The organism is Phenylobacterium sp. VNQ135 (genome assembly GCF_049445735.1).
GTDB lineage: Bacteria > Pseudomonadota > Alphaproteobacteria > Caulobacterales > Caulobacteraceae > Phenylobacterium.
Genome location: NZ_JBMSDS010000001.1, coordinates 425,698 through 445,117, shown reverse-complemented (window position 1 = coordinate 445,117; position 19,420 = coordinate 425,698). Strand labels below are relative to the sequence as shown.

Genomic DNA, 19,420 nt, shown 5'->3' with positions numbered 1-19,420 from the left:
GAGGCCGAGTTCCGCCAACGCCGGTTGGCGGCGGAACCCGAATGCGATAGGTTCTAGGTCTCGAATTTCCCTCGCAAAATTTATTTCCAGCCAAGCTGGAACCGATGGCGGAGACCCTACGTTTTCCCAAGAGGGCGGGGTGTGTCTTGGCGTCGACCCGAGCCAGCGAGGCTTGGGCGCAGCCGGGTATCTCCCGCCACGCAACAAACGCATGCCCTCGGGGGAATAATGTCTGCCAACGTCGTTGCGAAGACCGCAAAGGCCACGAAGTCGCGCACGGTTTCGAGCACCAGGGGCGCGGGGGTCGACGTCGACACCGGGCAGCTGCTCGCCGCGCTCCGGGCCTTCCGGCGGGGGGACTTCTCGGTTCGGATGCCGCGCGGCCTGACCGGCGTCGCCGGCGAACTGGCCGAAGCCTTCAACGACGTCGTCGAGCTGAACGACCGCATGACGAAGGAATTCGAGCGGCTGGGCGACACCGTGGGCCGGCAGGGCAAGATCAGCCACCGGGCCAAGCTGCCGGGCGCCCAGGGCTCGTGGGCGTTCTCGGTGGACGCTGTGAACACCCTGATCACCGACATGATCCACCCCACCGCGGAAATGGCCCGCGTGATCGGCGCCGTGGCGAAGGGCGACCTGAGCCAGACCATGGACCTGGAGAACGAGGAGCGCCCGCTGCGGGGTGAATTCCTGCGGATCGGCAAGGTCGTGAACACCATGGTGGGCCAGCTGGGCTCGTTCGCCTCGGAAGTGACGCGGGTGGCGCGTGAAGTGGGCACCGAGGGCAAGCTGGGCGGGCAGGCGCAGGTGAAGGGCGTGGCCGGCACCTGGAAGGACCTGACCGACAACGTGAACTTCATGGCCGCCAACCTGACGGGCCAGGTGCGGAACATCGCCGAGGTGACGACCGCCGTGGCCAACGGCGACCTGAGCCGCAAGATCACCGTGGACGTGAAGGGCGAGGTGCTGGAGCTGAAGAACACCATCAACACGATGGTGGACCAGCTGAACTCGTTCGCCTCGGAAGTGACGCGCGTGGCGCGTGAAGTGGGCACCGAGGGCAAGCTGGGCGGTCAGGCGCAGGTGAAGGGCGTGGCCGGCACCTGGAAGGACCTGACCGACAACGTGAACTCGATGGCCGCCAACCTGACGGGTCAGGTGCGGAACATCGCCGAGGTGACCACCGCCGTGGCCCGGGGCGACCTGTCGAAGAAGATCACCGTGGAGGTGCGGGGCGAAATCCTCGAGCTGAAGAACACCATCAACACGATGGTGGACCAGCTGAACTCGTTCGCCTCGGAAGTGACGCGCGTGGCGCGTGAAGTGGGCACCGAGGGCAAGCTGGGCGGCCAGGCCCGAGTGGAAGGCGTGACCGGCGCCTGGAAGGACCTGACCGACAACGTGAACTTCATGGCCGCGAACCTGACGGGTCAGGTGCGGAACATCGCCGAGGTGACGACCGCCGTGGCCAACGGCGACCTGTCCAAGAAGATCACCGTGGACGTGAAGGGCGAGATCCTCGAGCTGAAGAACACCATCAACACCATGGTGGACCAGCTGAACGCCTTCGCCTCGGAAGTGACGCGCGTGGCGCGTGAAGTGGGTACGGAAGGGAAGCTGGGCGGCCAGGCGAACGTGAAGGGCGTCGGCGGGACCTGGAAGGACCTGACCGACAACGTGAACCTAATGGCGAACAACCTCACCGGCCAGGTGCGGAACATCGCCGAGGTGACGACCGCCGTGGCGAACGGCGACCTGTCGAAGAAGATCACCGTGGACGTGCGCGGCGAGATCCTGGAGCTGAAGAACACCATCAACACCATGGTGGACCAGCTGAACTCGTTCTCGTCGGAAGTGACCCGGGTGGCCCGGGAAGTGGGTACGGAAGGCAAGCTGGGCGGCCAGGCGCAGGTGAAGGGCGTGGCCGGCACCTGGAAGGACCTGACCGACAACGTGAACCTGATGGCCGCGAACCTGACGGGCCAGGTGCGGAACATCGCCGAGGTGACGACCGCCGTGGCCAACGGCGACCTGTCCAAGAAGATCACCGTGGACGTGAAGGGCGAAATCCTCGAGCTGAAGAACACCATCAACACGATGGTGGACCAGCTGAACGCCTTCGCCTCGGAAGTGACCCGGGTGGCGCGTGAAGTGGGTACGGAAGGGAAGCTGGGCGGCCAGGCGCAGGTGAAGGGCGTGGCCGGCACCTGGAAGGACCTGACCGACAACGTGAACTTCATGGCCGCCAACCTGACCGGCCAGGTGCGGAACATCGCCGAAGTGACCACCGCCGTGGCCATGGGCGACTTGTCCAAGAAGATCACCGTGGACGTGCGCGGGGAAATCCTGGAGCTGAAGAACACCATCAACACGATGGTGGACCAGCTGAACTCGTTCGCCTCGGAAGTGACCCGGGTGGCGCGTGAAGTGGGTACGGAAGGCAAGCTGGGCGGCCAGGCGCAGGTGAAGGGCGTGGCCGGCACCTGGAAGGACCTGACCGACAACGTGAACCTGATGGCCGCCAACCTGACCGGTCAGGTGCGGAACATCGCCGACGTGACCACCGCCGTGGCCAAGGGCGACCTCTCCAAGAAGATCACCGTGGACGTGCGCGGCGAGATCCTGGAGCTGAAGAACACCATCAACACCATGGTGGACCAGCTGAACTCGTTCGCCTCGGAAGTGACGCGGGTGGCGCGTGAAGTGGGCACCGAGGGCAAGCTGGGCGGCCAGGCGCAGGTGCCCGGCGTGGCCGGCACCTGGAAGGACCTGACCGACAACGTGAACATGATGGCGGCGAACCTGACCGGCCAGGTCCGGAACATCGCCGACGTCGTGACCGCGGTGGCCAACGGCGACCTGAAGCGCAAGCTGACCCTGGACGCCAAGGGCGAAATCGCCGCGCTGGCCGACACCATCAACGGGATGATCGAGACCCTGGCCACCTTCGCCGACCAGGTGACCAACGTGGCCCGCGAGGTGGGTATCGAAGGCAAGCTGGGCGGCCAGGCCCGGGTGCCCGGCGCCGCCGGCCTGTGGCGCGACCTGACCGACAACGTGAACGAACTGGCCGCCAACCTGACCACCCAGGTGCGCGCCATCGCCGAGGTGTCCACCGCCGTGACGAAGGGCGACCTGACGCGGTCGATCACCGTCGAAGCCTCGGGCGAGGTGGAGGAGCTGAAGAACAACATCAACGAGATGATCCGCAACCTGCGGGAGCAGACGCTCAAGAACACGGAACAGGACTGGCTGAAGACCAACCTGGCCCGGTTCACGCGGATGCTGCAGGGCGAGCGCGACCTCTCGACGGTGTCGAACCTGGTGCTGTCGGAACTGGCGCCGCTGATCAACGCCCAGCACGCCGTGTTCTACGTCACCGACCGGGACGACGAAGGCCAGGCGGTGCTGAACCTGGCCGCCTCCTACGCCTTCAACAACCGCAAGCACCTGGCCAACCAGTTCAAGCTGCGTGAGGGCCTGATCGGGCAGTGCGCCTACGAGAAGTCGCGGATCCTGCTGGCCAACGTGCCGAAGGACTACGTGCAGATCAGCTCGGGCCTGGGCGAGGCGCCGCCGGCCAACATCATCGTCCTGCCGGCGCTGTTCGAAGGCGAGGTGAAGGCCGTGATCGAGCTCGCCACCTTCGGCGAGTTCAACGAGACGCAGATGGCGTTCCTCGACCAGCTGATGGAATCCATCGGCATCGTGCTGAACACCATCGCCGCCAACATGCGGACGGAAGGCCTGCTGAAGCAGTCGCAGCTCCTGACCTCCGAACTGCAGGCGCAGCAGGAGGAGCTGAAGAAGACCAACGATCGCCTGGAGCAGCAGGCCGCGTCGCTGCGTCAGTCGGAGGAACTGCTCCGCACCAAGCAGGAAGAGCTGCAGCAGACCAACGCCGAGCTGCAGGAGAAGGCGCACCTGCTGTCGATCCAGAACCAGCAGGTGGAAGCCAAGAACCGGGAAGTGGAACAGGCGAAGCTGGCCCTCGAAGAAAAGGCCGAACAGCTCGCCCTGACCTCGAAGTACAAGTCCGAGTTCCTGGCCAACATGTCCCACGAGCTGCGGACGCCGCTGAACTCGCTGCTGATCCTCTCGAAGCTGCTGGCCGACAACGCCCAGGGCAACCTGAGCGACAAGCAGGTGGAGTTCTCGAAGAACATCCACGACGCCGGCACCGACCTGCTGGGCCTCATCAACGACATCCTGGACCTGTCGAAGATCGAGAGCGGCACGGTCACGCTGGACATCGGCGAGATGTCGTTCGCCAGCCTCAAGGACCACGTCGACCGCACGTTCTCGCAGATCGCGGCCGACAAGAAGCTGGAGTTCCAGGTCGAGGTCGACCAGGGCCTGCCGCGGTCGATGTACACCGACGACAAGCGGCTGCAGCAGATCATCAAGAACCTGCTGTCGAACGCCTTCAAGTTCACCGAGAAGGGTCATGTGAAGCTGAAGGTGGCGCGGGCGCATTCCGGCTGGAACGCGGCCAACGACCACCTCAACACCGCCGGCCAGGTGCTGGCGTTCTCGGTCGAGGACACCGGGATCGGCATCCCCGAAGAGAAGCAGCGGATCATCTTCGAGGCCTTCCAGCAGGCCGACGGCACCACCAGCCGCAAGTACGGCGGCACGGGCCTGGGGCTGTCGATCAGCCGCGAGATCACCCGCCTGCTCGGCGGCGAGCTGAAGGTGGAGTCGCGGTCGGGCAAGGGCTCGACCTTCACCCTCTACCTGCCGCTGAACTTCAGCCCGGCCGCCCAGACCCCGAGCTCGGGCCAGGGCGCGCGGACGGCGGCGAGCCTGGCGGCGTCGCGGGCGCTGATGTCGTCCTCGTTCTCGGACGAGCCGGCGGAGACGGTGGCGGACGACCGCGACAGCGTGAACTCGGGCGATGCGGTGGTGCTGATCGTCGAGGACGATCCGCGTTTCGCCTCGATCCTGCTGAGCCTGGTGCGCGACAGCGGGTTCAAGGGCGTCGTGACGGGCGAGGGCGCCGCGGCGCCCTCGCTGGCGCGCCGGTTCGGCCCCGACGCCATCATGCTGGACATCGGCCTGCCCGACATGGACGGCCTGGCGCTGCTGGACCTCCTGAAGCGGACGCCCGAGACGCGGCACATCCCCGTGCACATGATCTCGGCGGACGACCAGAAGGGCCTGGGGCTGTCGATGGGCGCCTTCGGCTTCACCCACAAGCCGGTGGAGCGCGAGGTGGTGGTCTCGACCCTGCAGGGCGTGAAGACGTTCGTCGACAAGGCGGACCGGCGGATCGTGCTGGTGGGCGCCGAAGGCGAGGCGGCCGAGACGCTGCGCCAGTGCTTCACCGAGGTGGAGCTGGCCGGCAGCTTCGCCGAGGTGCTGGCGAGGCCCGCGAACGAGCGGCCCGACGGCGTGGTGGTGGAAGCCTCCGCCCTGCCGGTGAAGGAGCTCGTCGAGCAGCTGAAGCAGGCTGAGGGCCGCTGCGTGCCGGCGGTGGTCTATGCCCCGGCCGAGCTGGAGGCCGAGGACGACAAGCGCCTGCGGCTGGCGGTGTTCGGCGGCCTGGTGCGGATGGCCCGCTCGGTGGACCAACTGGTCGATCAGGCGACGCTGCTGCTGCACGCGCCGCTGGACAAGCTGCCCGCGCCGGCCAAGGCCAAGCTCAGCCAGAGCAAGCACGAGGACACCGTGCTGGCCGGCCGCAAGGTGCTGGTCATCGACGACGACATCCGCAACATCTTCTCGCTGGCCTCGGCGCTGGAGGAGTACGGCATCGAGCTGAGCTACGCCGAGAGCGGCCGCGCGGGGCTCGAATCGCTGGACGCCAAGGGGGATGTGGACGTCGTGCTGGTCGACATCATGATGCCGGACATGGACGGCTACGAGACGATCCGCGAGATCCGCGCCCGCCAGGCCCTGTCGGACCTGCCGATCGTGGCGGTGACGGCGAAGGCCATGAAGGGCGACCGGCAGAAGTGCATCCAGGCCGGCGCCTCGGACTATGTGTCGAAGCCGGTCGACATCGACCACCTCATCTCGGTGCTGCGCGTCTCGATCCAGCGCGCGGACGCGATGAAGCTGGCCAGCGACACGGTGGTGTCCCTCATGCCGCAAGCGAGCTGACTTGACGAACCAAGCCGCCGCCAGACTGCCGGCGGGCGGATCCTGGCGGGCGGAGCCGAAAGCTCCGCCCGACCTGGACGCCCCGCTCCAGGCCCGGATCCTCATCGTCGACGACGATGAGCGGAACGCCTTCGCCGCGGTGCAGGCGCTGGAGGACCTCGGCCACGAACTGGTGACGGCGAAGTCGGGCGAGGAGGCGCTGAAGCGGCTGCTCACCGAGGAGTTCGCGCTCATCCTCCTCGACCTGCACATGCCGGGAATGGACGGCTACGAGACGGCGGCGCTGATCCGGTCGCGCAAGCGGACCGCGGACACGCCCATTGTCTTCCTGACGGCGATCTTCCGGGACGAGGCGCACATCTTCCAGGCCTATTCGGCCGGCGCCGTCGACGTGGTGTTCAAGCCCGTCGACCCGTTCATCCTGAAGGCCAAGACGAAGGTCTTCACCGACCTTTACCTGAAGACCCAGGAGGCCAACCGGCAGTCGGCCTACAAGCAGTGGCTGCTGGACGAGCACGCCCGGGTGAAGACCGAGAAGGCCGAGACCGAGCGGGCGCTGCGCCGCGCCGAGATGCAGCAGCAGGCGATCCTGAAGTCGCTGCCGATCGTCTTCACCTCGCGCAGCGTCGAGCCGCCGTTCACCCCGCTGTTCGTGTCGGAATCGGTGGTGGAGATCACCGGCTTCCCAGCGGGCCGCTTCACCGAGGAGGCGGACTTCGGCTCCAGCCGCATCCATCCGGACGACCTGGAGCGGACGGTCGCGGCGTTCCGCAACGCCACCCAGACCGGCCAGTACTCCTGCGAATTCCGCTGGCTGTGCGCCGACGGGCAGTACCGGGTGCTGCACGACCAGGGCGTGATCGCGCCGTCCGAGGACGGCGAGGCGCGCGAGATCTTCGGGGTTATCCTGGACGCCACCGACCGCCGCAGCCTGGAGGAGCAGCTCGCCCAGGCGCGGAAGATGGAGGCCGTGGGCCAGCTCACCGGCGGCGTGGCGCACGACTTCAACAACCTGCTGACGGTGGTGCTGGGCAACATCGACATGCTGGCCCGCAAGCAGGATGAGGAAGAGAGCCGCAAGGCCCGGCGAATTGACGCCATCCGCCAGGCGGCCGAGCGCGGCCGCGACCTGACCCGCCAGCTTCTCGCGTTCTCGCGCCGCCAGCACCTGTCGCCCGTGACGCTGGACGTGAACGCGCTGATCACCGACTTCGCGCCGCTGATGCGCCAGGCGGTGGGCGAGGCGGTGACGATCGACCTGGAACTCGCCGAGGAGACGCTGAGCACCCACGTCGACCCGACCCAGCTCGAGACCGCGCTGCTGAACCTGGCCGTGAACGCCCGGGACGCCATGCCCGAGGGCGGGCGCCTGGCCATCCGCACCACGCGGCGGCCCACGCCGAAGGGGCCGGGCCTCGTCTGCATCGAGGTGCGCGACAGCGGCACCGGCATGACCGCCGACGTGCGCGAGCGGGTCTTCGAGCCGTTCTTCACCACCAAGGAGGTGGGCAAGGGCTCGGGCCTGGGGCTGAGCCAGGTGTACGGCTTCGTGCGCCAGTCGGACGGCGAGGTCGAGGTCGAGAGCGAAGTGGGCAAGGGCACGGCCTTCCGCCTGCTGCTGCCCGGCACCGAGGCGAAGGTCGAGGCTCGGGTCGCCCAGACCGCCACCGAGATCGTCGGCGGGACCGAGAAGATCCTGCTGGTGGAGGACGACGCCACGGTCCTGGCCCTGACCCTCGATGTGCTGACCGGCCTGGGCTACCAGGTGCAGACGGCGACGAACGCGGCCGAGGCGCTGGAACTCCTGCACACCGACATCGAGGTCGACCTGCTGTTCACCGACGTCGTCATGCCCGGCGGCGTGAGCGGGCTCAGCCTGGCGCGGACGGCCCGCGAGCTGCGGCCGGACCTGCGGGTGCTCCTGACGTCCGGCTTCGTCGGCGACGGCCAGATCAACGAGGGCCGCGAGTTCCCGCTGCTGGACAAGCCCTACGAGACGCCGGTGATGGCCTCGATGCTGCGCAAGCTGCTGGATCGGCCGGAGAAGAAGCGCAAGCGCGCCCGCGAACCCGCGGCGGCGGAGTAGCCGTCAGGCCTGGCCGGGATCCTTCCACGGGTCCTTGGCGAGGCGCTTGAGCGCGGCGGACAGCTTGCGGGCGTGGGCGCGTTCCATCTCGGCGTCGCGGAAGCCGGACGAAAGGGTCTCGGCCATCTCCTGCAGCTCCTCGACGCCGCCCTCCTGGGCGAACGCCTGGGCCACGATGCGCGCCTCGGTCAGCAGCTCGGCCTTCTCTTCGGCCGGGCAGGAGTCGAGCAGCGCGTCGTCGAAGTCGATGACTTCGCAGGGCTTCTGCCTCGTTTCACTCTTTCGTGCGTGTCCCATGGGCGGGGGAAAGCACTACCCCCGCGTGCGGTTCCCCACGGCGAAGGCCGTTAGCTGGCAATCATAAGTTAAACTCTGGCCGGGCTCGAGCCGGGCGATGCCCGTGTCCACGCCGGAGTCCCAGACGCCGCCGAAGGGGTCGGCCAGGTTGAACTGCGGCTCGACCACGACGAAGGCCTTGTCGGGCGGCGCATAGACCTGCACGGCCTTCACGTGCGGGCTTGTCGAGGTGAAACGATAGCCCACGCCGGCCGCGGGATCCTCCACCTCGACGGTAACCTGGCCGCCCGTCCGGACGAGGTCGGTGAAGCAATCGTCCAGATAGAGCTCGCCGAGCGCCCGGCCGTCGGAGAAGTCGTAGGGGCCGCCGGCCGTGGGCAGCAGCCGGCCGGTGGGCAGCACCTCGTCGTAGTCGTTGACCTCGGTCCGCATCCGGGCGGGCAGGCGCAGGCGGGCCTGGCGCCGATCGCCCGACGGGAGGGCCATGTAGGGATGGAAGCCGACCCCCAGCGGGACGGCTTCATCGCCAGTGTTGTGGGCGCGGATGGCGAGCGTGAGCACGCCGGCCTCAAGACCCCATTCGAGGTCGAAGGCGAGCTGTCCCGGCCAGCGGCCGCCGAAGTCGCCAGCGTCGAGACGACCGGCGAGGCGTCCGGGCGTCGGCTGCTCGTAAGGCACGGCGCGGTCGAGGATCAGGCCGTGCATGGCGTACTGCTCGGCGCCCGCGGCCTTTCCGCCCCAGTTGCGGGGCAGGCGCACGCGGCGGCCGTCGACGACGGCCTCGATCTCGCGGGCGTCTCCGATCGGCTCGCCGCGGATGCGGTTGGCGTAGGGGACGAGCACCGCGCCGCCGAAGGCGAAGGCCTTGTTGCCCGCAAAGTCGTCGGCTCCGCCGAATTCGGCGGCCGGATCCTCCGGGGCGAAGAGGCCGTCGACGACCTCTCCCGAGGGGAGGCGCAGCCTGGCCTGCAGCAGCATCATGCCGCGGCCGGGCAGGATCCGGGCCTCGACGAACCCCGGTCGGTCCGCCGGCGCTTCGGCCCTGAGGGTGACGATGTCGAGCGCCGCCGCCATGAGGCGGCCCTAGCCCGTCTCGCCGCCGGAGGCGAGCTCGACCGCCCGCAGGCGCCGGGCGTCCGCGCGGTGCCGTTCCGAGGCCATTTCCCCGTACTCGTTCGGCGGCACGATGGGCACGGTCAGACAGACGCTCTGGGTCGGCAGCACCTCGCCCCAGTCGCGGATGAGCTGCTTGTACGACACGCCGACCGGCCGGATCTCGCGGTTGAGGTCGTAGAGGCCCACCGGATGGACGCGCATGTTGGTCTCGCGCAGCGCCGTGTCCCAGTCCATCTGGTCGGTCAGCGAGTACCAGGTGAAGCCGACGGTCGGCACGCCGTCGTTGCGGACGCGCAGGACGTTGGCCCATTCCTTCCAGAGCCAGTTCACCGCCTCGTCGCCGTTCGGTCCCTCGGCGATGTTGGTTTCGGTGTGCATCACCGGCAGGCGATAGCGGTTGTAGTACTGCCGGGTGATCTCGGAGTAGCCGAAGATCTCGCCCGAGGCGCGGTGCAGGCCGTCGGCCGACACGCGGTGCTCGTTGGTCCAGTAGTAGTCGTTGCCCAGGATGCAGTGGTGGCGCAGCGAGTTGCCCAGGAAGAAGTGGTACTCGTCCCGGGTCATGCCGTTGTCCATCAGGTACTCGTACATCTCGCTGTCGACGCGGTGGCCGTAGTTGAGGTCCAGCGAGAGGAAGCGGCGCGAGTTCTCGATCTCGGCCGGCTTGATGGCGGCGGGGTTCTCAGCGTGGAAGTATTCCGAGGACTCGCTCTGGATGAAGATGGCGTCGGGGCGGACCTTCAGGATCTCCTGCATGGCCCGCACATTGGCCTTCACGATGTGCTTCAGCGCGGTGACGAAGGTGAGGTCCGTCGTGCCCTGCTCGTTCCACCAGCCGAACTTGGCCGAGAACTGGGCGCAGATGAACATCTCGTTGACCGGCGTGTAGAGCTGCACCCACGGGAAGCGGCGGGCGAAGGCGCCCGCGTAGGCCGCGAAGATCTCGGCGAAGTCGGGGTTCTGGAAGTCGCCGATCCAATCGGGCACGCCGAAGTGGCAGAGGTCGACGATCGGGTTGATGTCGCGCCGCCTAAGCTCCGCGAAGGTGACGTCGGAGAATTCCCAGTCGTGCTTGTCCGGGCCGAGCAGGGTGGTGTGCAGGGGCGGACCGTAGCGCAGGTACTTCAGCCCCAGCTCCTCGACCAGGTCGAAGTCCTTCCGCCAGTGGCGGTAGTGGCCGCAGGAGTCCATCTGGTCCACGCGAACGCGGCCGTTCTGGATCGTGGGGATGGAATTCTCGATCCCCGTGGCGAACATGAAGGCGGAGATGGCGCGTCCTCCCCTGGTCTTCCGCGCGAGCGAAATCGCTCCCCCGGAGTCGATAACTCCGGGGCGCGCGGGCGGTTCAGATGAAAAGCTGTGGGATCGGTCTCCCCCGAGGGGGGGAGACCCGGGCGCTACTCCGCGGCCTCGGCGATGCCGGGCTGGCCGTTGATCTTGCGGCAGCGCGTGAGGATGGCGAGGTGGTCGGCGCCGGTCAGGACATTGCGGACCCAGGCCTTGTCGCCGTGGACGGCCAGAACCTCGAAGTGGGGATAGAGGTTCGGCCCCGTGCGGACGAGGTCGCCCGGAGCGATCGTCTCTTCGTAGCCACGTTCGTGGTCGATCGCGAAGACGTCGGAATAGCTGGAGAGCGACACTGGGTGAGACCCCTACCGATTCTGTCGACTAGGATAGTAGTGCGGTGACTCTGAATGGAACCAAAACGCTGAAGTCAGGGTGTCGCAGGCTGGGCGCGGGTGGTCCGCGAACGGTCTCACGATTCTTAGTCAGCTCGGTCTGGAGGCCGATGTGGTGCAAGTTCGTTGCGTCGTGAATGCGGCAGACCGCCTCGGGGAGGGCCCGGTGTGGTCAGCGGCCGAGCAGAAGCTCTACTGGTTCGACATCAAGGGCCGGCGTCTGGCCTGGTATGAGCCGGCCACCGAGGAGAGCGGCAGCTTCGACCTGCCGATGCGGGCAAGCGCCGCCGTTCCGCGGGCGAAGGGAGGACTGTTCGTCGCAACCGAGCAGGGGCTGGCGGTCATCCATCCCGAGCCGGGCACGATCGAGATGGTCCAGCGCTATGACCTGGGCCAGGGCTTCCGCACCAATGACGGCAAGATCGACATGGAAGGCCGCTTCTGGTGGTCGACCATGGACGACGACGGCGGCAAGCGGCCGGGCAGCGTGTTCCGCACCGACCCGGGCGGCAAGACGACGCGGGTGCTGAGCGGCATCCACATCCCGAACACCGTGTCGTTCAGTCCCGACGGCAGGACGCTCTACATGGCCGACTCCAAGCTGCAGACCCTGTTCGCCCATGAGGTGGCCGACCTGTCGAAGGTGCGGGAGTTCGCCCATACGCGCGGCCAGCCGGCGTCCCCCGACGGCTCGGCGGTGGACGCGGCGGGCTATCTCTGGAACGCCCAGTGGGGCGGCGGGCGGATCGTCCGCTACAGCCCCGACGGCCGCGTCGACCAGATCGTCCAACTGCCGGTGGAACAGCCGACGAGCTGCGCGTTCGGCGGGCCGGACCTCGGCACCCTCTACGTCACCAGCGCCTGGGACGAGCTGTCGGACGAGGCGCGCGCAAAGCAGCCGCTGGCGGGCGGGCTGTTCGCCCTGGACGTGGGCGTGAAGGGGCTGCCGCTGCCAGTGTTCGAGGGGTGAGGTCCCGCTCAGTCGGCGCTCGGGATCAGGCTGAAGAAGATTGCGTTGCCGGTCACCGGATCGCGGTCGATCCACTTGTCGCCGAGTTTCTGCCCTGGGCCGGTGTTGCAGTAGGTCGCTGCGCGATCCGCGGGGGGCGCTGGTCTGCGCTGTGTCGTGCAGAGCTTGCCAGCCTCAAGCGTCCAGGTCCCTTCGACGGCGCCGTCAGATCCGGTCTGGGTGAAGGTATGATCGGGCCGGATGCGGCGCTCCGCGCGCCAGCCGTCAAGGGTGCTGATCTCGAGGGTCGCGCCGTAAAAGGCGGAAAGCGGATCCGCGTCCAACGGAGCGCCAGCCGCGCCGTCTGCAGCGAAGACCAGGAACGCCACGCCCAATCCGATCATGCGCTTTTTCCATCGACGAAGGCGACCTGGGGGCCGCAGCGTCACCTCATGCGGTGAAGGCGTCAATTCGCGGTCGGCGAAGGCGGCCGGCCTGAACCGCCGCCACGTTGAAGGGTTTATCTTGCGGGCATCCAGAAAAAGGCGAGGGGTCGCGGGAATGGCGAAGAAGCCGCTGCGGAGCCAGAAGAGCTACGGCAAGCTCGACCGGGACGGGTTCATCCATCGCAGCTGGATCAAGGGCACGGGCCTGCCGGACCATGTGTTCGACGGCCGGCCGGTGATCGGCATCTGCAACACCTGGTCGGAGCTGGTGACCTGCCAGTTCCACCTGCGCGACCTGGCCGAATACGTGAAGCGCGGCGTCTGGGAGGCCGGCGGCGTGCCGATCGAGTTCCCGGCTATGAGCCTGCCCGAGACCCAGATGCGGCCGACGGCGATGCTGTTCCGCAACCTGCTGGCGATGGAGGTTGAGGAGAGCATCCGCGCCAATCCCATCGACGGCGTCGTGCTGCTGGGCGGCTGCGACAAGACCACGCCGGGACAGCTGATGGGCGCGGCCTCGGTGGACCTGCCGACGATGGTGGTCAGCTCGGGGCCCATGCTGAACGGCAAGTGGCACGGCAAGGACATCGGCTCGGGCACCGACGTGTGGCGGTTCTCCGAGGCCGTGCGGGCCGGGGAGATGACGCTGAAGGACTTCCTGTCGGCCGAGAGCTCGATGAGCCGCAGCCACGGGGTGTGCAACACCATGGGCACGGCCTCGACGATGGCGAGCCTGATCGAGGCGCTGGGCGTCAGCCTGCCGAACAACGCCGCCCTGCCGGGCGTGGACAGCCGGCGAAAGACGCTGGCCCACCTGACCGGCAACCGCATCGTCCAGCTGGTGAAGGACGACGTGAAGCTGTCGCAGATCCTGACGCGGGAGGCGTTCGAGAACGCCATCCTGATGCACGCGGCGATCGGCGGCTCGACCAATGCGGTGGTGCACCTGCTGGCCCTGGCCGGCCGGGTGGGGATCGAGCTTTCGCTGGAGGACTTCGACCGCCTGGGCCGGGAGGTTCCGCTGCTGGTCAACCTGATGCCGTCGGGCAAGTACCTGATGGAGGACTTCTGCTACGCGGGCGGGTGTCCGGCGGTAATGAAGGAGCTGGGCGGCCTGTTCCGGCGCGAGGCCCTGACGGTCTCGGGCCACACCCAGGGCGAGATCGCCGAGGCCGCCGAGGTCTGGAACCGGGAGGTGATCGGGACGGTGGCCGAGCCGATCGGGCCGTCCTCCGGCGTCTGGGTGCTGCGCGGCAACCTCTGTCCCGACGGGGCCATCCTGAAGCCGAGCGCGGCGACGCCGGAGCTTTTGACCCACCGCGGCCGGGCGGTGGTGTTCGAGGACATCGAGGACTACCACGCCCGCATCGACGACCCCGACCTGGAGGTCGACGAGACCTCGATCCTGGTGCTGAAGGGCTGCGGGCCGAAGGGCTATCCGGGCATGCCCGAGGTGGGGAACATGGCCCTGCCGCCCAAGCTGCTGCACAAGGGCGTGCGCGACATGGTGCGGATCTCGGACGCGCGGATGAGCGGCACGGCCTATGGCACGGTGATCCTGCACGTCTCGCCGGAAGCCGAGGCGGGCGGGCCCCTGGCGCTGGTGCGGAACGGCGACGAGATCGAGTTCGACGGCCCGAACCGGACGCTGAACCTGCTGGTCAGCGAGGTGGAGCTGGTGAAGCGGCGGCACGAATGGGAGGCGGCGCGCACGCCTTCGCAGTTCGAGCGCGGCTGGTACAAGCTCTACATCGACACGGTGCTACAGGCGGACCAGGGGGCCGACCTGGACTTCCTGGTCGGGAAGTCGAGCTCCGAAGTCACCCGCGAGAGCCACTAGATGAGCCGCGCCAGCTATCCCGACCTGCAGGGGCGGACGGTGTTCGTCACCGGCGGGGCCTCGGGCATCGGAGCCTGCTTCGTCGAACGCTTCCACGGCCAGGGCTGCAAGGTGGGCTTCGTCGACCTGCAGGAGGACGAGGGGAAGGCGCTGGCGGCGAAGCTGGGAGAGCGTGCGTGGTTCCGGCGCTGCGACGTGACCGACGCGGCCGCTCTGCAGGCGGCGATCGCGGGCGCGGCGGAGGCTCTGGGGCCGGTGACGGTGCTGGTCAACAACGTGGCCAACGACACCCGGCATGACGCGGCCGACACCTCGGTGGAAGCCTGGCGCAAGGGGCTGGCGGTGAACCTCGATCCCGCCTTCGTGGCCTCGACCGCGGCCTATCCGATGATGAAGCAGGCCGGCGGCGGCGCGATCATAAACGTGAGCTCGATCAACGCCTTGTGGGGACCGGCTCACATGGCGACCTATGTGGCGGCGAAGGGGGCGATCAACTCGCTGTCCAAGGGCCTGGCGCGCGAATGGGGGCCGGACAAGGTGCGGGTGAACGCCCTGTCGCCCGGGTGGGTGATCACCGAGCGGCAACTGGAGCTGTGGCTGACGCCGGAGGCCGAGGCGCAGTGGCGCGAGCAGGTGGCGCTGAAGGACCGGCTCTATCCCGACGACATCGCCGACGCGGCGCTGTTCCTGGCCTCGGACGCGGCGCGGATGATCACCGGCCAGAACCTGATCGTCGACGCGGGGCGGCTGTGACGGCGGCGCTGCTGGCGTGCGACTGGGGCACGACGAACCTGCGCGCCTGGACGCTGGACGCGCGCGGCGGCGTGGTCGCGGATCGGGACTTCCCGGGCCTGGGCGTCGCAAAGCTGAAGCCGGGCGAGGCGGAGGCGCGGTTCCGGGACGAGGTGCGGCCGGCGCTTTCGGCTGAGCGCCTGCCGGCGATGCTGTGCGGCATGGTGGGCTCGAACCTCGGCTGGACGCTGGCGCCCTATGCCGACGCGCCGGCGGACCTCGACGACCTCGCGGCGCGGCTGAAGGCTGTGGATGGACCGGACTGGATCCGCATCGTCCCGGGCGTGCGCTGGGCCGGCTTCAACGGTCAGGGCGACGTGATGCGGGGCGAGGAGACGCAGCTCTTCGGCTGGCTGGCGGCCGAGCCTGAGCGGGGACGCGGGCGCAGGCTGGTCTGCCATCCCGGCACCCACGCCAAGTGGATGCTGGTGGAGGACGGGCGGCTCACGCGGTTCGTCACCGCCATGACCGGCGAGCTGTTCGCGGTGCTGAAGACGCACAGCGTGCTGAAGAGCGAGGTCGCGGCCGACGACATGGCGGCGTTCGACGCGGGGGTCGCGGCGGCGGGCGCGGGCGATGCGCTGGCGGCGCGGCTGTTCACGGCCCGGGCGCGGGTGGTGGGCGAGGGGCGACCGGCGGAGGAGACGCCCAGCTACCTCTCGGGCCTGCTGATCGGGGCCGAGGTGGCCGCGACGCCGGCCTTGCTCGGCTGCACCGGCGACGAGCCGGTGTCGCTGCTGGGGGATGCGAAGCTGTGCGGCCTCTACGCGCGGGCCCTTGCGGCGCGGGGCATCGAGGCCGACGTGCATGACGGCGAGGCCGCGGCGGTCGCGGGCCTCTTCGCGCTCTACGAGAGGGTTCGGCCATGAAGCTGGAAGCGGCGCTCGCGGAAGCCCCCGTGGTGGCCATCGTCCGCGGCATTCGGCCCGAGGAGGCGGCCGAGCATGCCCAGGCGCTGTTCGAGGCCGGCGTGCGCGGGATGGAAGTTCCGCTCAACTCGCCCGACCCGCTGACCAGCATCCGGAAGCTGGCCGAGGGCTTCGGCGACCGGATGTGCATCGGGGCCGGCACGGTGCTGACGGCCGAGCGCGTCGAGGCGGTGGCCGAGGCCGGCGGGCGGATCATCGTCTCGCCGAACACCTCGGCCGAGGTGATCCGCCGGGCGGTGGAGCTCGGACTGGACCCGGCGCCGGGGTTCGCGACGGCGAGCGAGGCGTTCCAGGCGATCGAGGCCGGGGCCCGGCACCTGAAGCTGTTCCCGGCGGCGACCTACGGCCCCGGCCATGTGAAGCAGCTCAAGGCGGTGCTGCCGCCCGAGGCGGTGGTCTGGGCCGTGGGCGGCGTGGGCCCCGACAGCATGGCGGAGTGGTGGGCGGCCGGCTGCCGCGCGTTCGGACTGGGCGGCGAGCTGTACCGCGCCGGACAGAGCCCGGACGAGACGGCGGAGAAGGCGGCCCGCGTGATGGCGGCGCTGCGCGAGCTCACCTGAACGAAAGGCGCGCCCGGCGGTTATGCCCCTAGTCGGTCAGGAGGCCCGCATGAGACAGCTCGCCAAGTTCGCCATCTCGATCCGCGAGGAGGACTTCGTCCTGCACCTCGAGGACGACGCCGGCGAGAAGATGGATTTCGCCGCCAGCCCCGAGCAGCTGGACGCGGTGATCGACGCCCTCGACGAGCTGCTGGCCGAGGCCGAGGAGGACGTCTTCGAGGTCGAGGACGACGAGGACGACGGCGACGACGCGCCGGCCGCCACCCGCAACTAGGTCCGCCCGGCTAGGACAGTCGCTGGAGGCTGCGCACCGGCATGTCGGGGTGCAGGAGGTCGGCCATGGCCTCGGCCTCCGGCGCGAATTCGGCCTGGCGGACGATGGCGGCGTAGCGCGCGACCGCGTTGTCGAGACTCGGCATCACCTGGCCGCGCTCGGTGTCGAGCGGAACGTGCGGCGGACGCTGGGCGGCCCAGCCGAAGCTCTTCGCCTCCACGCCGATCACCAGGGCCTCGTCCAGGTCGAGCGCGCGGGCGACCATGCGCGCGAAGTCGGCCCAGCTCGCCTGGCCGGCGCTGGCGAGGTGGCGGACGCCGGTCTCGCCGTCGAGGAGCAGGTCGAGGCTCGCGTCCACCAGGTCGGGCACGTAGGTGGGCGAAACCACGAGATCCTCCGCCGCCGGCAGCGAGTGGCCCGCCGACAGGGTGCGGCGGACGTGGCTCGCGAAATTGTATGGGTCGTAGGGCGAGAAGAACGCCGCCGTGCGGATCATCAGGCTCTGCGGATTGGCCTCGCGCACGCCGGCCTCGGCGAGCGCCTTGCTCTCGCCGTAGACGTTGAGCGGCGAGGGCGCGTCGCTCTCGACATAGGGACGGCCCGCCGTCCCGTCGAACACCAGGTCGCTCGAGTAGCCCACGACCGGCAGCCCCCGGCTGGCGCAGATCGCAGCGAGGCGGACCGCGCCCGTCGCATTGGCGGCGATGCAGTCGTCGCGGCAGTCCTCGGCCTCGTCCACGCGCACCCAGCCGGCGGCGTTGACGACGGCCCAGGGATCCCAGGTGTCGAGGCAGGCGGCGATGGAGGCCTCGTCGTCGAGGCTCAGCTCGGCGCGGGCGGTGAGGTGGTAGGCGATCCCGCGCCATTCGCAGGCCCTGGCCAGGGCCTTGCCGAGCGTGCCGGTGGCGCCCACGATCAGCAGCGGCCGCCGCGTACCGTCCGTTCGCCATGCCGACCGGGGCTCGGGCGTCTCGGCGTGGCGGAACACCGGGCGGAACTCCAGGCGGATGTCGCGCCGCCACCAGCCGGGGCCTTCCGTGCCGGGGTGCGGCTCGCCGCCCTGGGCGAGGCGCTTGATCTCGGCGGCGATGGCGGTCGGGCGGGGCTCGCCGGCCCGGACATCGAAGGCGCCGGTCTCGTAGTGGCCGAGCGGCTGGGTCAGCAGGCTGTTCCAGTCGTAGGTCCCGAGCAGCGCCCAGACCGTGACGGCGCGGATGTCGACGCCGCGCCCCTGGAGCCGCTGGGCGGTCTCCCAGGCCTCGCGCACCCAGCGGACCTGCTCCTCGCGGGTGCAGCCGTTGTGGCTCTCGGTCACGGCCAGCGGCCGGCCGTAGCGGGCCCAGGCCTCCTCCAGCGCCTGCTCGAGGCCGCCGGGCGCGGGGAGGGTGACCCGAATGGCCTCCACGTCGGCGTAGCGCGCCCAGTCGTTGCCGCCGTGACGCTCCGGCGGATAGGCGTCGAGGCGGTGATCGAGGAACCGCTCGCTGGTGAGGTAGTGGTTCACGCCCAGGACGTCCGGCGGGCAGGGATCGTCGGCGATGGCGCGCAGCCGGTCGCCGAAGCCACAGGACGCCAGCCGGCCGAACAGCGGGTGGTCGGGCGTCACCTTGCCGGCGAGCAGGTCCCAGGTCAGCCAGCGGCGATGGTTCTCGAACTCGGCCTGCGGGGCGAGCGGGCGGGTGGCGTAGGTGCGGCCGAGGTCCTCGGTCTGGATCAGGCGGGCGTCGGGGTTCACGCGGCGGATCTCGCGCATGGCCAGACGCGTGGCGTCGATCTGATTGAGGAGGGCCGCCCAGAAGAACGGCTCGTCCGACAGGTGCGGGTACCAGAGGCCGTAGAGGGCCGAGAACCGGGCGGTGGTCAGGGGCTCGTTGATCGGCGTCCAGTCCGAGACCCAGGGGTACCGCTCGGCGGCCGCGCGGGCGTAGTCGGCGAACAGGCCGGCAAAGGCGTCATCGACCAGGCTGGTGTAGCGGGGCCCCGAGCCGTGATGCAGCAGGCCGACGATCGGGTTCATGCCCAGCTCGCGGATGCGGGCGAGCCGCTGATCGCTCCAGCGCCAGTCGCGGCTGTGCGGCGTGTCGGGGGCAACGCGCTCCCAGAGCACCGGGTAGCGCAGCGATGTGAGGCCGAGGGCGGCGAAGCGGTCGAGGTCTTCGGGGCGGTCCTGGTGGCCTGAGCGGATCGTCTGATCGTAGAACGCAGGTCCGACGCGGTTCACGGTGCATTCGTGACCGCCCCACAGCTCGACTGTGCTTGGCATAGACCCTGGCTTTCCCGTCACATCCCGATTTTCTAAGCCGCGGCTGACGGATTTCGTTCCAAAACCGGCGTTCGGCGCTGGAAC

At 69.1% G+C, this 19,420-nt stretch carries 14 protein-coding genes; 8 read left to right on the top strand and 6 right to left on the bottom strand.

All coding sequences use genetic code 11. The annotated features are described in order from the left end of the window. The first annotated feature begins 228 nt into the window (after positions 1-228). The gene (locus ACO2Q0_RS02165) at positions 229-6,105 is read left to right on the top strand and encodes a HAMP domain-containing protein (RefSeq protein WP_423349832.1); all 5,877 of its coding nucleotides are present in this window, start codon (positions 229-231) and stop codon (positions 6,103-6,105) included. Between the two features lies 1 nt (position 6,106). Then, complete coding sequence (locus ACO2Q0_RS02160) at positions 6,107-8,191, top strand: response regulator (protein ID WP_423349831.1); 2,085 nt, start codon at positions 6,107-6,109, stop codon at positions 8,189-8,191. A 3-nt stretch (positions 8,192-8,194) separates the two neighbouring features. On the opposite strand, the gene ACO2Q0_RS02155 is transcribed toward ACO2Q0_RS02160, so the two are convergent. The 4 genes from ACO2Q0_RS02155 to ACO2Q0_RS02140 all read right to left on the bottom strand — a co-directional run bounded on the left by ACO2Q0_RS02155 (position 8,195) and on the right by ACO2Q0_RS02140 (position 11,244). Next, positions 8,195-8,488 (bottom strand): hypothetical protein, encoded by a 294-nt coding sequence (locus tag ACO2Q0_RS02155; protein WP_423349830.1) that lies wholly within the window; start codon positions 8,486-8,488, stop codon positions 8,195-8,197. 15 nt (positions 8,489-8,503) lie between these two features. After that, on the bottom strand, positions 8,504-9,562 hold the full coding sequence (locus ACO2Q0_RS02150; protein WP_423349829.1) for an aldose 1-epimerase: 1,059 nt from the start codon (positions 9,560-9,562) through the stop codon (positions 8,504-8,506). A 9-nt stretch (positions 9,563-9,571) separates the two neighbouring features. Then, positions 9,572-10,861 carry a family 1 glycosylhydrolase gene (locus ACO2Q0_RS02145; RefSeq protein WP_423349828.1) on the bottom strand — a complete coding sequence of 430 codons (1,290 nt, stop codon included), beginning with the start codon at positions 10,859-10,861 and terminating at the stop codon, positions 9,572-9,574. Positions 10,862-11,001: 140 nt separating this feature from the next. Then, positions 11,002-11,244 carry a hypothetical protein gene (locus ACO2Q0_RS02140; RefSeq protein ID WP_423349827.1) on the bottom strand — a complete coding sequence of 81 codons (243 nt, stop codon included), beginning with the start codon at positions 11,242-11,244 and terminating at the stop codon, positions 11,002-11,004. Between the two features lie 79 nt (positions 11,245-11,323). On the opposite strand from ACO2Q0_RS02140, the gene ACO2Q0_RS02135 reads away from it, so the two are divergent. Further along, a complete protein-coding gene (locus tag ACO2Q0_RS02135; RefSeq protein ID WP_423349826.1) occupies positions 11,324-12,253 on the top strand; it encodes an SMP-30/gluconolactonase/LRE family protein in 930 nt (309 codons plus the stop codon). A gap of 8 nt (positions 12,254-12,261) precedes the next feature. Here the strand turns inward: ACO2Q0_RS02135 and ACO2Q0_RS02130 are convergent, their stop codons facing one another. After that, positions 12,262-12,681 carry a hypothetical protein gene (locus tag ACO2Q0_RS02130; protein ID WP_423349825.1) on the bottom strand — a complete coding sequence of 140 codons (420 nt, stop codon included), beginning with the start codon at positions 12,679-12,681 and terminating at the stop codon, positions 12,262-12,264. Between the two features lie 112 nt (positions 12,682-12,793). On the opposite strand from ACO2Q0_RS02130, the gene ACO2Q0_RS02125 reads away from it, so the two are divergent. From ACO2Q0_RS02125 to ACO2Q0_RS02105, 5 genes are read left to right on the top strand one after another with little or no spacing between them, the layout of a single operon-like run. Further along, positions 12,794-14,518, top strand: coding sequence for an IlvD/Edd family dehydratase (locus ACO2Q0_RS02125; RefSeq protein ID WP_423349824.1), 1,725 nt, complete (start codon positions 12,794-12,796; stop codon positions 14,516-14,518). Continuing rightward, a complete protein-coding gene (locus tag ACO2Q0_RS02120) occupies positions 14,519-15,271 on the top strand; it encodes an SDR family NAD(P)-dependent oxidoreductase (RefSeq protein WP_423349823.1) in 753 nt (250 codons plus the stop codon). Beyond that, on the top strand, positions 15,268-16,179 hold the full coding sequence (locus ACO2Q0_RS02115; protein WP_423349822.1) for a 2-dehydro-3-deoxygalactonokinase: 912 nt from the start codon (positions 15,268-15,270) through the stop codon (positions 16,177-16,179). The genes ACO2Q0_RS02120 and ACO2Q0_RS02115 overlap by 4 nt, the downstream gene beginning before the upstream one ends. Then, positions 16,176-16,799 carry a 2-dehydro-3-deoxy-6-phosphogalactonate aldolase gene (locus tag ACO2Q0_RS02110; RefSeq protein WP_423349821.1) on the top strand — a complete coding sequence of 208 codons (624 nt, stop codon included), beginning with the start codon at positions 16,176-16,178 and terminating at the stop codon, positions 16,797-16,799. The genes ACO2Q0_RS02115 and ACO2Q0_RS02110 overlap by 4 nt, the downstream gene beginning before the upstream one ends. Positions 16,800-16,848: 49 nt before the next feature. Then, positions 16,849-17,073 carry a hypothetical protein gene (locus tag ACO2Q0_RS02105; RefSeq protein ID WP_423349820.1) on the top strand — a complete coding sequence of 75 codons (225 nt, stop codon included), beginning with the start codon at positions 16,849-16,851 and terminating at the stop codon, positions 17,071-17,073. A 10-nt stretch (positions 17,074-17,083) separates the two neighbouring features. On the opposite strand, the gene ACO2Q0_RS02100 is transcribed toward ACO2Q0_RS02105, so the two are convergent. Beyond that, positions 17,084-19,336 (bottom strand): family 1 glycosylhydrolase, encoded by a 2,253-nt coding sequence (locus tag ACO2Q0_RS02100; RefSeq protein ID WP_423349819.1) that lies wholly within the window; start codon positions 19,334-19,336, stop codon positions 17,084-17,086. Between the last annotated feature and the right edge of the window lie 84 nt (positions 19,337-19,420).